Annotated in this window: 11 protein-coding genes; 8 read left to right on the top strand and 3 right to left on the bottom strand. The window is 32.7% G+C overall.

The features are described from left to right. Positions 1-170 precede the first annotated feature (170 nt). The 8 genes from RHP49_14725 (at position 171) to RHP49_14690 (ending at position 10,151) form a co-directional block, all read left to right on the top strand. Entirely contained in the window at positions 171-2,708 is a 2,538-nt protein-coding gene (locus RHP49_14725) for a DUF559 domain-containing protein (GenBank protein WNH12136.1), read from the top strand. Between the two features lie 64 nt (positions 2,709-2,772). Further along, entirely contained in the window at positions 2,773-3,354 is a 582-nt protein-coding gene (locus tag RHP49_14720; GenBank protein WNH12135.1) for a tRNA-(ms[2]io[6]A)-hydroxylase, read from the top strand. Between the two features lie 240 nt (positions 3,355-3,594). Next, on the top strand, positions 3,595-5,763 hold the full coding sequence (locus tag RHP49_14715; GenBank protein WNH12134.1) for a DNA mismatch repair protein MutS: 2,169 nt from the start codon (positions 3,595-3,597) through the stop codon (positions 5,761-5,763). Positions 5,764-5,796: 33 nt separating this feature from the next. Next, positions 5,797-6,216 (top strand): DCC1-like thiol-disulfide oxidoreductase family protein, encoded by a 420-nt coding sequence (locus RHP49_14710; GenBank protein ID WNH12133.1) that lies wholly within the window; start codon positions 5,797-5,799, stop codon positions 6,214-6,216. Positions 6,217-6,302: 86 nt separating this feature from the next. Continuing rightward, on the top strand, positions 6,303-6,734 hold the full coding sequence (locus RHP49_14705; GenBank protein WNH12132.1) for a hypothetical protein: 432 nt from the start codon (positions 6,303-6,305) through the stop codon (positions 6,732-6,734). Between the two features lie 235 nt (positions 6,735-6,969). After that, the gene (locus RHP49_14700; protein WNH12131.1) at positions 6,970-8,874 is read left to right on the top strand and encodes a mucoidy inhibitor MuiA family protein; all 1,905 of its coding nucleotides are present in this window, start codon (positions 6,970-6,972) and stop codon (positions 8,872-8,874) included. A 196-nt stretch (positions 8,875-9,070) separates the two neighbouring features. Beyond that, positions 9,071-9,874 (top strand): AbiH family protein, encoded by an 804-nt coding sequence (locus RHP49_14695; GenBank protein ID WNH12130.1) that lies wholly within the window; start codon positions 9,071-9,073, stop codon positions 9,872-9,874. Then, positions 9,855-10,151: a hypothetical protein gene (locus tag RHP49_14690; protein ID WNH12129.1), complete on the top strand. Its 297-nt coding sequence runs from the start codon at positions 9,855-9,857 to the stop codon at positions 10,149-10,151. Before RHP49_14695 ends, RHP49_14690 begins: the two co-directional genes overlap by 20 nt. Positions 10,152-10,369: 218 nt before the next feature. Here RHP49_14690 and RHP49_14685 read toward each other — a convergent pair whose 3' ends face one another. From RHP49_14685 to aroC, 3 genes are all read right to left on the bottom strand, one after another. Beyond that, positions 10,370-11,191 carry a sulfurtransferase gene (locus RHP49_14685; protein ID WNH12128.1) on the bottom strand — a complete coding sequence of 274 codons (822 nt, stop codon included), beginning with the start codon at positions 11,189-11,191 and terminating at the stop codon, positions 10,370-10,372. 6 nt (positions 11,192-11,197) lie between these two features. Next, on the bottom strand, positions 11,198-12,523 hold the full coding sequence (locus RHP49_14680; GenBank protein ID WNH12127.1) for a dicarboxylate/amino acid:cation symporter: 1,326 nt from the start codon (positions 12,521-12,523) through the stop codon (positions 11,198-11,200). A 481-nt stretch (positions 12,524-13,004) separates the two neighbouring features. Further along, positions 13,005-14,066 (bottom strand): chorismate synthase, encoded by a 1,062-nt coding sequence (aroC, locus tag RHP49_14675; protein ID WNH12126.1) that lies wholly within the window; start codon positions 14,064-14,066, stop codon positions 13,005-13,007. Between the last annotated feature and the right edge of the window lie 61 nt (positions 14,067-14,127).

Genomic DNA, 14,127 nt, shown 5'->3' with positions numbered 1-14,127 from the left:
ATAGAATTATTCACTAAAAAATGATTGTTTTCAATATTTTTTAAAAAGAAATCTTTTATTGCATTAAAAACACCCAAAATCAAAGCCGATATTATGAATTCAACAAAACAAAAAACTAATGGCTTCTTTTAAATATTAAAATTTTAATTGAATTGCTTAAATTCGCTTTTATGTCTGTTAACCTTCAAACCCCCATAGATTATTTAAAAGGTGTTGGCCCTAATAGAGCCGATTTACTTCGTAAGGAGTTAGGCATTCACACCTATCAAGATTTATTAAATTTATTTCCAAACAGATATATAGACCGTACACGTTATTACAAAATCAATCAGTTACAACGTAACAATGCCGATGTACAAATTATAGGCAAAATAACAGCGTTTAAAGAAGTTGCTCAAAAACGAGGCAAACGTTTAGTAGCAACCTTTCAAGATGACACAGGCACCATGGAACTGGTTTGGTTTCGCGGACAAAAATGGATTAAGGAAAACTTAAAAATTAATACGCCATACGTTGCCTTTGGAAAAACCAATTGGTTTAGCGGAAAATTTAACATGCCACATCCAGATTTAGAACTTTTAGCAGATCATGAAAAAAATCTGAGAGTTGGTATGCAACCCATTTACCCTTCTACGGAAAAATTATCAAACAAAGGAATCAGCAATCGGGTAATGAGTAAAATCATGCAACAATTGTTTATTGAAAGCCAAGGTAAATTTGTTGAAACATTATCTGATAATTTACTTTCAGAATTAAAATTAATTAGCAAAAAAGAAGCACTTCTAAATATTCATTTTCCGAAGAATTTAGAGCTGCTTTCTCGGGCTCAATTCAGGTTAAAATTTGAAGAATTATTTTATATTCAATTGCAATTAATTTTAAAAAATCTGATTCATAAATCAAAAATTAAAGGCTTTCCTTTTGAAAAAGTAGACAGCTATTTTAACACCTTTTTTTCAACCTATTTACCCTTCGAATTAACCAATGCCCAGAAGCGTGTTTTAAAAGAAATTCGAGCCGATTTAGGAAGCAATGCGCAAATGAATCGGCTTTTACAAGGTGATGTTGGCTCTGGAAAGACCATAGTTGCGTTCATGTCAATGCTCATAGCACTTGACAACGGTTTTCAAGCCTGTTTAATGGCGCCGACTGAAATTTTGTCAGTCCAGCACTATAACGGGTTACTTGAATTGTCTAAAAACCTAAATATCAGAATAGAAATACTCACAGGTTCAACAAAAACTTCAAAAAGAAAAAAAATTCACGAAGCCTTAGAAAATGGCGAATTACAAATACTAATTGGCACTCATGCTCTTCTTGAAGACAAAGTGAAATTTAAAAATTTAGGGCTTGCAATTATAGATGAACAACACCGATTTGGAGTCGCACAAAGAAGTAAATTATGGAAGAAAGGCCCTCCTCAATCCTCCCATTGGGAGGAAGCAAAATCTATTCGCAAAAAATATATGACTGCGCGTCCATCAACCTATAAATTATTAAAAGAACTTCAGGTTGAAAACAAAAAAAACAGCACACAATCTGAATCTATTTTATGGGAATGTCTAAAGAATAAAAAGCTAGGTTTTAAATTTAGAAGACAACATATTATTGATGAATTTATAGCTGACTTTGTTAATCTAGAAAAGAATGTAATAATTGAAATTGACGGTGGTTATCATAACACTATAGAACAAAAAGAGGCAGATGCTTTACGAACGCAAATACTAAACGAAATTGGTTTTAAAGTTATACGCTTTACTAACGAACAAGTCATTGGTGATATTGATAATGTTTTACGCTATATTACGAACTACTTGGAAAGTCTTCCCTCTGGGGAGATTAGTGGGGCTCACATTCCACCTCATGTTTTAGTTATGACTGCAACACCAATTCCGAGAACCTTAGCCATGTCTGTTTATGGTGATTTAGACATCTCGATAATTGATGAATTACCACCAGGAAGAAAGTCCATAAAAACGGTTCACAGATACGATAATAATCGCCTAAATGTTTTTAAATTTATTCGTGATGAAATTTCAAAAGGACGGCAAATTTATATTGTTTATCCGTTAATTCAAGAAAGCTCTGCCATGGATTATAAAGATTTAATGGATGGTTATGAAAGTATCTCCAGAGACTTCCCTATGCCCGAATATCAAATTTCTATTGTGCACGGAAAAATGAAACCTGCAGATAAAGAGTTTGAAATGCAACGCTTTATCAAAGGGGAAACTCAAATTATGGTAGCCACTACGGTTATTGAAGTTGGCGTCAATGTGCCAAATGCTTCGGTGATGATTATTGAAAGTGCCGAACGCTTTGGATTATCGCAACTACATCAATTACGTGGACGCGTAGGTCGTGGTGCCGAACAAAGCTATTGCATTTTAATGACTAGCCACAAACTAAGTAGCGACAGTAAAACACGATTAGAAACTATGGTTAGAACCAATGATGGTTTTGAAATTGCCGAAGTTGATTTACGTTTACGAGGTCCTGGAGATATCATGGGAACGCAACAAAGTGGGGTTTTAAATTTAAAAATAGCCGATATTATTAAAGATAACGACATTTTACAAAGTGCTAGACATTATGCAAAAAAAACACTCCATAACGACCCTAGCTTGACTTCAAAAGAAAATGAAGCTATACTTAACACATACATATCATTAGGAAAGTATAAAAATATCTGGAATTATATTAGTTAATATGATTTCTGTTTTTAGTTTTTAAATTATAATTACATTTGTTCAACAAACTATTCATTAAAACATGCTTGGATTAAAATTAGCAACCGACCCGCGTTGGGTAAATATTGTAGAATCGAATATTGAAGAAATTTTGACCGATCACGCATGGTGTGAACAAAAAGCAGCAACCAACGCCATTACTATTATTACACTAAACTCTGAGCATACTGATTTAGTGACCGATTTGCTAGCACTTGCCAAAGAAGAACTAGAACATTTTCAAATGGTACATGATATTATTAAAGCACGGGGCTACAAGCTAGGTAGAGAGCGCAAAGACAGTTATGTAAATGAGCTTTACAAATTCATGAACAAAGGCGGAAACAGAGTGCAATGTATGGTTGACAGGCTGTTATTTTCTGCTATGATTGAAGCTAGAAGTTGCGAACGTTTCAAACTTTTATCTAAAGAAATAAACGACCCTGAACTTTCTAAATTCTATCATGATTTGATGATAAGCGAAGCAGGGCATTACACAACTTTTATAGGTTTTGCTAGAAAATATGGAAAAGAAGTTGATGTAGACAGACGCTGGCAAGAACTTATTGATTTTGAAGCTGAAGTGATTCAAAATTACGGAAAATCTGAAACCATTCATGGATAAAAAAGTTCAACCAATAACATTGATTGAACTTAATTAAAAACAACTGATAATAGTTTGATTGATGGTTTTTATTTATGCGTTCAATATACATACTTATCTAATACACAGATGTTAGCATTTTGTTAAACAAATTTTCAAAACTGTTAATTAACTATTTACTAATAAGTCTTTAACAGCCTCAACACATCTCAAAGAGAATATGTAACTTTGCGATTCCTATTTTAGATTTCAAACAAAAGAATGATACACATTCACGAAAAAACATTACAAGATTTAGAATTTCCAACTGTTTTACAACAAGTAAGTGACCATTGTGTAACACCTCTTGGAAATGAAAAGGCTTTAAAAATTTCACCTTACAACACTAAGGAAGAGTTGCTTTTTGCTTTAAAACTCACTAACGAATATTTATCATCTTTTTACAACGATAACAGAATTCCTAATCACGGTTTTGACACAATTGCTAAAGAATTAAAATTATTACGCATTGAAAACACCTATTTAGAAGTTCATAGCTTAAAAAAAATAGTCTCTATTTCTTTAACAGCAAACGAGGTCGTTAGTTATTTAAAAAAGTTTAAAGAATACTACCCTGCACTTAACGACCGTGCATTTCATATAGAAGTCACTAAAATAATTATTGAAAAGATTGACAGTATAGTCGATCGTTTTGGAGATATTAAAGACAATGCCTCAAACCTACTTTTCGATATACGTCAGTCTATAAACCAAGTAAAAGGTAAAATTAACGCCAGTTTTTCAAGCGCATTAAACCAATACCACAGTTTAGAATATTTAGATGATATTCGCGAATCTGTAGTAGAAAACAAACGTGTACTCGCTGTTAAAGCTATGTACCGACGTAAGGTAAAAGGCTCTATTATGGGTAGTAGCAAAACAGGGAGCATTGTTTATATAGAACCAGAAACTACACTTCAACACTCTAGAGAGCTTAATAATTTAGAATTTGAGGAAACCGAAGAAATTAACCGAATTTTAAAAGAAGTCACTAATTTTATTCGTCCGTTTTTACCATTACTAGAAAAATATCAAGACTTTTTAATAGATATTGATGTGATTTCCGCGAAAGCGAAATATGCCCGTTCTATGAACGCCATACTTCCTGAAGTATCAGAAAATAGAAACTTCTTATTACGCGATGCCTACCATCCTTTACTGTATTTAAACAATTTAGAAAAGAAAGAAACCACCTTTCCACAAACTATAGAATTAAAAGAAGATAGTCGAATTATAGTTATTTCCGGACCTAATGCTGGCGGAAAGAGTATTACCCTAAAAACCGTTGGGTTATTACAAACTATGCTTCAAAGTGGGATGCTTATTCCGGTGCATGAACGCAGCAAAGTTTGTTTGTTTGATAGAATTTTAAGTGATATTGGAGATAATCAATCTATAGAAAATCATTTAAGCACTTACAGCTACCGCTTAAAACAGATGAATTATTTTTTAAAGAAATGTAATAAAAACACACTTTTTTTAATTGATGAATTCGGAACAGGAAGTGACCCTGAACTTGGCGGTGCTTTGGCAGAAACGTTTTTAGAGGAATTTTACCATCGTGAAGCTTACGGTATTATTACCACACACTACTCCAATTTAAAAATATTAGCCAATGAGCTACCAAATATGCTTAATGCTAATATGCTGTTTGACGAACGTACTTTAGAACCGTTATTCAAACTTGTTATTGGTCAAGCCGGAAGTAGCTTTACTTTTGAAGTCGCACAAAAAAATGGCATCCCATACAGTTTAATAAACCGAGCAAAGAAGAAAATTGAACGCAGTAAAGTGCGTTTTGATGCTACCATTGCTAAACTTCAAAAAGAACGCTCTAAACTTGAAAAAACAGGACAATCTTTAAGGCAAAACGAAAAGAAAAAAGGAGAAGAAGCCGATAAGCTTGAAGAAATCAATACTAGAATTCAAAAGAAACTTGAAAGCTATCAAGAATTATATGACAGTAATCAACGCTTAATTTACTTAGGACAAAAAGTAAATGATATAGCCGAAAAATACTTCGAAAACAAACAGAAACGTGAGTTAATGGGTGAATTATTTAAATTGGTTCAAATTGAAAACTCAAAACGCAAAAAAGTTTCCACGAAAGCGAAAAAAGCAATTAAAGCTAAAGAAACTCAAGTTAAACAGGAGGTTGAAAAGAAAGTTGAAGTCATTAGAGTAAAGAAAAAAGAGGCCAAGAAAAAAGCTATTGAACAACCTAAACCCAAAGCTATAATTAGAATTGGAGACCGTGTTAGAATGGAAGACGGCAGAGCTATTGGTACTATTGATAAAATTGAAAAAAACAAAGCTGTTGTTAATTATGGCATGTTTACGACTAATGTAAGTATTGACCAACTAGAGTTAGTTGAGGCTATGAAGAAGTAAGACTATTAATTCCTTAAGCCATATCTTTACAATATGAATTTCGTGTTACCCAAAGACAAAAAACTAATTCTATTTGATGGTGTTTGTAACCTCTGTAACAGCAGTGTACAGTATGTTATTAAACATGACAAAAAAAACCTGTTTATGTTTACCGCTTTACAGAGCGAAGTTGGACAAGAAATTATTAAAGTACACAACATAAACACTAACAAAATAGATTCAATTTTATTATATACTCCAGAAAAAGGTATTAATTATAAATCTACAGCGGCTTTAAAAATAGCTTCCCATTTAGGTTTCCCAAACAATTTAATGGGCGTGTTTTTCATCATTCCTACTTTTATTAGAAATTGGGTTTACGATTATATTGCAAAAAATCGTTATAAATGGTATGGCAAAAAAGAGGCTTGTATGATTCCTACACCTGAATTGAAGAGTAAGTTTTTGGAGTAATTGTTTTTTAGGTATTTTTTAAGAATTTTCAAACAAACACGCAACCATTTTTAAGTATTTACATCTTAAAAGAAACCGTAAAAAACATGAAAAATAAATTAGCCTACCTCCTATTTATCACATTATTTATTAATTGCAAATCTGATGAGAACATACCAGATTGCTCTACGGTACTTTGTGCTGCTCCAATGGTTGTAATAAATTTGGTTGATGACACCTCTAAAGAAAATTATATCATTCAAAATAATATTAAAGAAGAAAACATTGAAATACGAGATGCTTTAGAAAACCCTGTTGAATTCACAATAAACGAAGCTAATGGATTATTATTCGTTATAAAGCACAATACAGAAGACGCGTTAGAAATTCAAATAGATTCAGAAATAATTGCAACTATTTCATACAATACATCAGCCCCAAAAACTAACGAATGTTGTGATTATGGCGACCTCATAAATGTATCAATAGACAATAAAGCATTTAAAGTAGAAGATAACATAATCACTATTTACCTCTAAAAACTAGTTGATTATGTGATTTTAATCCACATTCGAAATGATTTATAAATTATGACTCACTCGCGTAAGTCTTGTCGAAATGAGGTGCGATTGAGACATCTCATAAATTATATAATCACAAAACCTAAACTAACTCTAACGACTATTTCACGCTTAAAACAGCATGCTTTACGCATTATAAATTTTTCATTTTGTATTGATAAGATAGTTTTATTAAAAATTAAAACCATCTATCATGAAAAATCTATTATTCTTATTTCTATTTGTAACAACATTTAGTTTCTCTACAAATCAAAAACCGACAGCAACGTCTATTAATGAAGTTACTGTATATGTTAATGGCGCTCAAATTACTAGAACTGCAAAAATTTCACTTCCCATTGGGACGACGACATTTAAATTTGATAAACTTTCGCCTAATATTCAAGAAAGCAGCATTCAAATATCAGGATTAAAATCGGCTTCCGTTTTATCAATAAATTACGGAATCAACTATTTATCTAAACAAAATAAATCGGAAGATATTGAAGCGTTACAAAGCCAAATAACACTATTAAACGACAACATTCAATTTGAAAACGATTTAATTTCAGGTTACGAAGAAGAGCTAAAGGTTATTCATGACAACAGACATATAGGAAACGAAAATCAAGCTGTTACTCTAGAAAAGCTACAACAATTTGCCGATTATTACAGAAAACGCATTACTAAAATTAAAAACCTTATCCATGCATCATCAAAAAAGAAACTAGAATTTAACGAACAAATTACAGAAATACAAAAGCAACTTATAGAGTTTAATGTTGATGATAAAGTACAAACTGGCGAGATTACAGTAAAGCTAAATTCAAATCAAGTAAGTCAACTAAACTTAATAATAAAGTATAATGTAGATAATGCAGGTTGGTTTCCGATATACGATATTAAAGCAGATAAAATTAATGCACCACTACAACTTGCATATAAAGCCCATGTATACCAAAGCACAGGAAGCGATTGGAATAATGTAAAGCTAATTCTATCTACAAACGACCCCAACACGAATAACGAAAAACCAGAAGTAAATCCGAAATACTTGAATTTTATAAGTAGATATAGTACATACAATAGTACCAGAGCAACTAAAAACTATAATTATAAGTACAATCCGTTTATTCAAACAGTAAGCGGTATTGTAACCGATGAGTCAGGGTCTCCAATACCTGGAGTTAACATTTTAATAAAAGGCACTAGTAATGGCGTTACAACAGATTTTGACGGCAAATATTCTATACGAACCAACGGCGGCAAAGAACTTGTTTATTCTTATTTAGGGTACAAAACTGAAAGTCTCCCAATTCATTCTAGCATTACAAATCTTAGTATACAAGAAGATGTTTCGATGCTTGAAGAAGTTGTAGTAGTTGGCTACGGAACACAAGACAAAAGAAATACAACAGGAAGTGTTTCAAGCATAAATATGGAATCAAAATCTAACAACTATCAAAAGCAAGAAGAAAACCAAACCTCCAATGGCGATATTATTGAAGAAGGCATTACCAACCAAAGATTCGAAATAAAAAAACCATACACGATTCAAACAAACGGAGATATTACGGTTATCGAAATCGACAAATATTTAATTCCTGCTAGTTTCTCTTATTTTACAGCACCTATAATTAATGAAAATGTATTTTTAACTGCTAAAATGGGCGATTGGGAACAATATAATCTATTACCTGGAGAGGCCAACATTTACTTTGAAGGTAGTTATTCAGGCAAAACCAATATTAATCCACAAGCCACAACAGATAGCTTAACCATTTCTTTAGGAGTTGATCCTAATGTGGTTGTAAAACGAAACACCATCAATAATTTTAAGAAGAACAACTTTACAGGAAGCAATAAAATAGTAAACAAAACTTATGAAATTGAATTAAAAAACAACAAACAATCTTCTATAAGTTTAATCTTGGTAGATAGAGTTCCCGTAAGTCAGGACAAAGATATTAAAGTAGATGATGTTGAAATTGGCACTGCCGAATACGATTCAAAAAAAGGCTTATTAGAATGGAAATTACAGCTTAACCCTAATGAATCTAACACATACAAAATATCATATACGTTGAAATACCCCAAATACAAACGGGTTAATTTGTAGACTAAGAAAGAAACCTCTAAGTTCTAAAACGCTTAGAGGTTTTATTTTTACAATAAACTGTAATTGTTAAAAACTTTGTGCGTAAATATTGTATTACATGTCGATTTTATAGGTTTTAAAACTTTAAATTAGCTTATAGGTTGATTTAAATCATTGAAACGGATTCTTATCTTAATCGCTGTACTTAATACGAAGAATGAACAGACTAATACTAATTGGAAACGGATTTGACCTTGCTCACGATATAAAAACCAGTTTTAATGACTTTATATCTGACTATTTTTGTAGTGCAGTTAATTCATTCTTTGACAATGGTTATTATTCTGATATTTTATTAGAAATCAACTTTAAAGACGACTTCAGTTATTACGACCCAAAACCAAAACCAGTCACAAATGAGACAGTTTATGACGTAGCAGACAAGTTAAATAAGTCTAGAGATATAAACTTTAAATTCAATTCACTTTTATTAAGCAAAGTCTATTCAAAAACTTCAATTTTGAAATGGGTTGATATTGAGATAGAATTTTTCAATGTATTACTAGCTACAAAACACGGTTACAAAGGACCTAAAGAAGTCGAAGCAATCAAAAAAGTTAATGAACAGTTAGAATATCTAAAACTAAAATTAATTGAATATCTATCAAAACAAGAAAGCCAATTCAATAATACTTCAATAAAAAATCCTTTGGCTGATAGTTTTCGTGAAGAAATAAAAAAACACGAAATAGTAACTATTAATCTTACAGAAGATAAACTACCTAATAATTTATACTTTCTAAATTTTAATTATACTAAAACATTTGAAGATTACTTTAAGATTTGTCAAAGACATATTCCATCAAAATTCAATTACATTCACGGAAATTTATCTGGAGAATATGGAAAGCCAATCTTTGGGTTTGGTGATGAATTTGACAAAAAATATTTGGAATTTGAAGATGAAAAAAACAACGAACTTTTCAAACACATCAAATCATTTGAATACCTACAAAACTAAAAATTTCTATGACTTAACTAGGTTTATAGAATCTAACGATTTTCAAGTTTATATCTACGGACATTCTTGTGGAATTTCCGATAGAACAATGCTGAATCAAATTTTTGAACACGAAAAATGTAAATCAATTAAGATTTTTTACTACCAAGTGAGTGAAGAAATGAACGATTTCACAGATAAAACTTACGAGATATCGAGACATTTTAAGGATAAAACAATGCTTAGAAAAAAACTAGTTCCATTAGAATTATCTAGACCAATGCCACAACCCCACTAGCGCTCGTTAGTAACAAGTGCCATTTCTAACTGGTTTAAGAAAATAGTTCAACTATTACCTTTAATAACTAACTAATTATGTGATTTCTCTCTACGTTCGAAATGACTTAGAAATTATAATTAACACGCGTAAGTCATGTCGAAATGAGGTACGATTGAGACATCACATAAAACATTAAGACAGTACACTTACTTTTTTAACCACATTTTTTAGAAAACCTATTCTCCAACCAAACTCCCCCACTCAGTCCAAGAACCATCATAAACAGAAATATTTTTATACCCTGCGATGGCAGCTCCCAATGCTAAAACACAAGCCGTAATACCAGAGCCACAAGAAAAAATAATAGGATCATCTTTAGTAGCAAGCTCTCGAAAAGCTTTTACTAAGTCTTCTTTAGGTTTTAACACACCATCTTCTAACAAATTGGTAAAAGGTAAATTAACAGAGTTCGGTATGGTTCCCATACGTAAACCTTCACGTGGTTCTGGCTCGGCACAGTTAAATCGTCCAGCTGAACGCGCATCAATAATGGTATGTGTGTTGTTTTTTGAAGCTGTTTTAACATCCTCAAAAAATTTCATGGTTTCAGGCTTATGATTTACAACAAAATCACCTTCCGCTCCTTCATAAAGTTTCATTGACTCGGTTGCATAATCCGCTTTTAACCACGCTGGAAATCCGCCATTTAAAACAGCAACGTTAGTATACCCAAAAGCTTTAAACATCCACCAAACACGAGCACTAGAATAAATGCCTTTGTCATCGTAAACCACAATAGCAGAATCTGAATTAATCCCCAACTCTCTTGCCGATTTCTGAAATTGTTCAGCAGAAGGAAATGCACTGGGAAACGGATTCGACACATCGCTGAACTTCTTCTTTATATCAAAAAGGCGCGCCTTAGGTATTTGTTTTGTTGAAGCATCAAATACTTTATTAATCGTGCCATCTAAAATAACTAAATTTTTAGCATGCATATTCGAATGCAGCCATGCAACTGAAACTATTGGCGATTCAATATTTATATTAGAATTCATAAAAAACTATTTTACAGCTTCATAATTATCATCCCATTCTTTTGGTTTGGGCTCATGTAATTTCCCTAACGACTTAGCTACTAACATAGACACTGTGGCATCTCCTGTTACATTTACAACGGTTCTACACATATCTAAAGGTCTATCTACCGCAAAAATAAGCGCTAAACCTATTGGTAATAATTCGGCTGGAAATCCAATAGATTCTAATACAATAACCAGCATCACCATACCTGCACTTGGCACAGCCGCACTTCCAATAGAGGCTAATAATGCCGTAGCAACAATGACTAATTGATTTGTAAACGTTAAACCTTCGGGCCAAATAACCTGCATAATAAACACTGCTGCAATACCTTGATACAAACTAGTGCCATCCATATTTACGGTAGCACCAACGGGTAATACAAAACCAGAAACTTCTTTGTCTACCCCTAAATGCTCTTCAACACGCTCCATAGTTACAGGTAAAGTCGCCGCACTACTACTAGTTGAAAATGCCAAAAGTTGCGCTGGACTTATTTGTTTTAAAAACCACATAGGTGATTTTTTAGTGTACACACTAATTAAAAGAAGATAGAAACCTATCATGATAATTAAACCACCTACCACACAAAATGCGTAATAAAGTAATTTAATTAATATCTCTACATCATCAAAAGCAATGATGACATTAGCAAGCAATGCAAATACAGCATACGGAGCAAAAAGCATAATTAAATCGACCATTTTCATGACAACTTCATTAAGTGAATCAAAGAAATTAACCAATGGCTTTGCTTTCTTTTCTCCTATTAGCAATAAGCAAACACCAACAAATAATGCAAAAAAGATAACTTGAAGCATTGACGCCTCGGCAAAGGATTTAAAAATATTACTAGGAAAAATATCAACTAAAGCTTGTAAAGGTCCTGCCTCTTTTTGAGCAGATGCCTTGGTTAACTTATCCATAACACCAGCATCATTTGCGTATTTTAGCTTGATTTTTTCGATAGTATCTTGAGGCATGCCATCGCCTGGCTTCAATGTGTTTACAATAGTTAAACCAATAATAATTGCCACTAATGTAGTTGCAATATAAATACCTATAGTACGCAAACCCATAGACTTTATTTTGGAAATATCTTTTAAATCGGATATCCCCTTTATTAAAGAGGCTAAAATTAAGGGAACCGCAATAAGCTTAAGAAGATTGATGAAAATGGTACCAAAAGGCGAAATCCAATCGGATACAAAACCTTTTCCGCCATCAACGGTATTCATAATAAATCCAAAAATGATTCCGAGAATCATTCCTATAATAATCTTCCAATGTAGTGCTAGTTTTTTCATAGAGTCTCTCCTAACCTCTCCAAAGGAGAGGAATTAATTCGTTTTTAAATTACGAAAGCAAGATAAGTATTTTTGATGTTTTTCCTTTACTTAATAGTATACTCATAGAGACAAAACAAATTTCAATGGTTTTAAAAAATGGATTCCTGCTTTTGCAGAAATGACAAAACTGCTGATTTAACGCATATCGCCCTTAGTCTTATATATTTAGTAAATAACTAATAAATAGACCATTACACGCTTAACTTACATTATTTTTGATCTTGTAGACTCCCGCGTTCACAGAAATGAAAAAATAGCAAATAGCTTAATCCCAGTTGATGCCCATCAACTGTACTCAGGATAAACTGCTCCTTTTAAAACTTAAAAAGAACTATCAATGAATAGAAATAATGTTCAACAGATTACCACATCCCTCACTCCTTGTAATGACGGTTTAAAAAGATAGAGTGAAAAAAGGGGAATAGCCTCTAAAGAACAGTTAATTATAAAGCTTGTTTATTAAGTAAAAATCTGCAATAACTAAGGCTGCCATAGCTTCTACAATAGGCACGGCACGTGGCACCACACATGGATCGTGACGTCCTTTTCCTTGCATTTCTACAGTATTTCCTGCCTTATCTATGGTTTCGTATTTTTGAATAAGCGTTGCTACAGGTTTAAAAGCCACATTGAAATAGATATCCATACCATTGCTTATACCGCCTTGAATACCACCTGAGAAATTGGTTTTTGTTGTACCGTCGTTATTAAACGAATCGTTATGATCGCTTCCGTACATGGTGCTTCCATGAAATCCGCTACCATATTCAAAACCTTTTACGGCATTTATTGATAACATCGCTTTACCTAATTCGGCATGTAATTTATCGAAAACTGGTTCACCTAATCCAACAGGTACATTTTTAATAACACAACTAACAATACCACCAACAGTATCACCTTTACCGCGCACCTCTTTTATATAAGTCTCCATGTTTGCAGCCATATCTTGATCTGGACAACGCACAATATTTGATTCTACTTTTGTAAGATCTAATTCGTTATAAGGCTTATCTAATTTCATGGTACCAACACCAGAAACATAGGCTGTAATTTCAATACCTTTAAGCATTTGTTTAGCGATAGCACCAGCAACGACACGACATGCGGTTTCACGCGCAGAACTACGTCCACCACCACGATAATCTCTTACACCATATTTTTTATCGTACGTATAATCGGCATGACTTGGTCTGTAACTATCTTTTATATGTGAATAATCGTGAGATTTTTGATTGGTGTTTTCTATAACAAATCCAATAGAAGTTCCTGTAGTTACGCCTTCAAAAATGCCAGAATGAAACTTAACCGTATCGGGTTCTTTACGTTGTGTAACGATAGCAGATTGCCCTGGTTTTCTTCGATTTAATTCATTTTGAATTTCATCTAAATCTAACACGATTCCAGATGGACAACCATCTATAACGCCTCCTAAAGCAGGTCCGTGAGATTCACCATAAGTTGTTAAATTAAATAGTTTTCCGAAGGAATTACCAGCCATAATTACAATTTTTGGCTAAAATAAAGCTTTTTTCGAATTCACCTACCCTAAATACACGGCT

The organism is Flavobacteriaceae bacterium HL-DH10 (assembly GCA_031826515.1).
Classification (GTDB): Bacteria; Bacteroidota; Bacteroidia; order Flavobacteriales; family Flavobacteriaceae; genus Thalassobellus; species Thalassobellus suaedae.
This window is presented reverse-complemented; position numbering and strand designations above follow the sequence as displayed.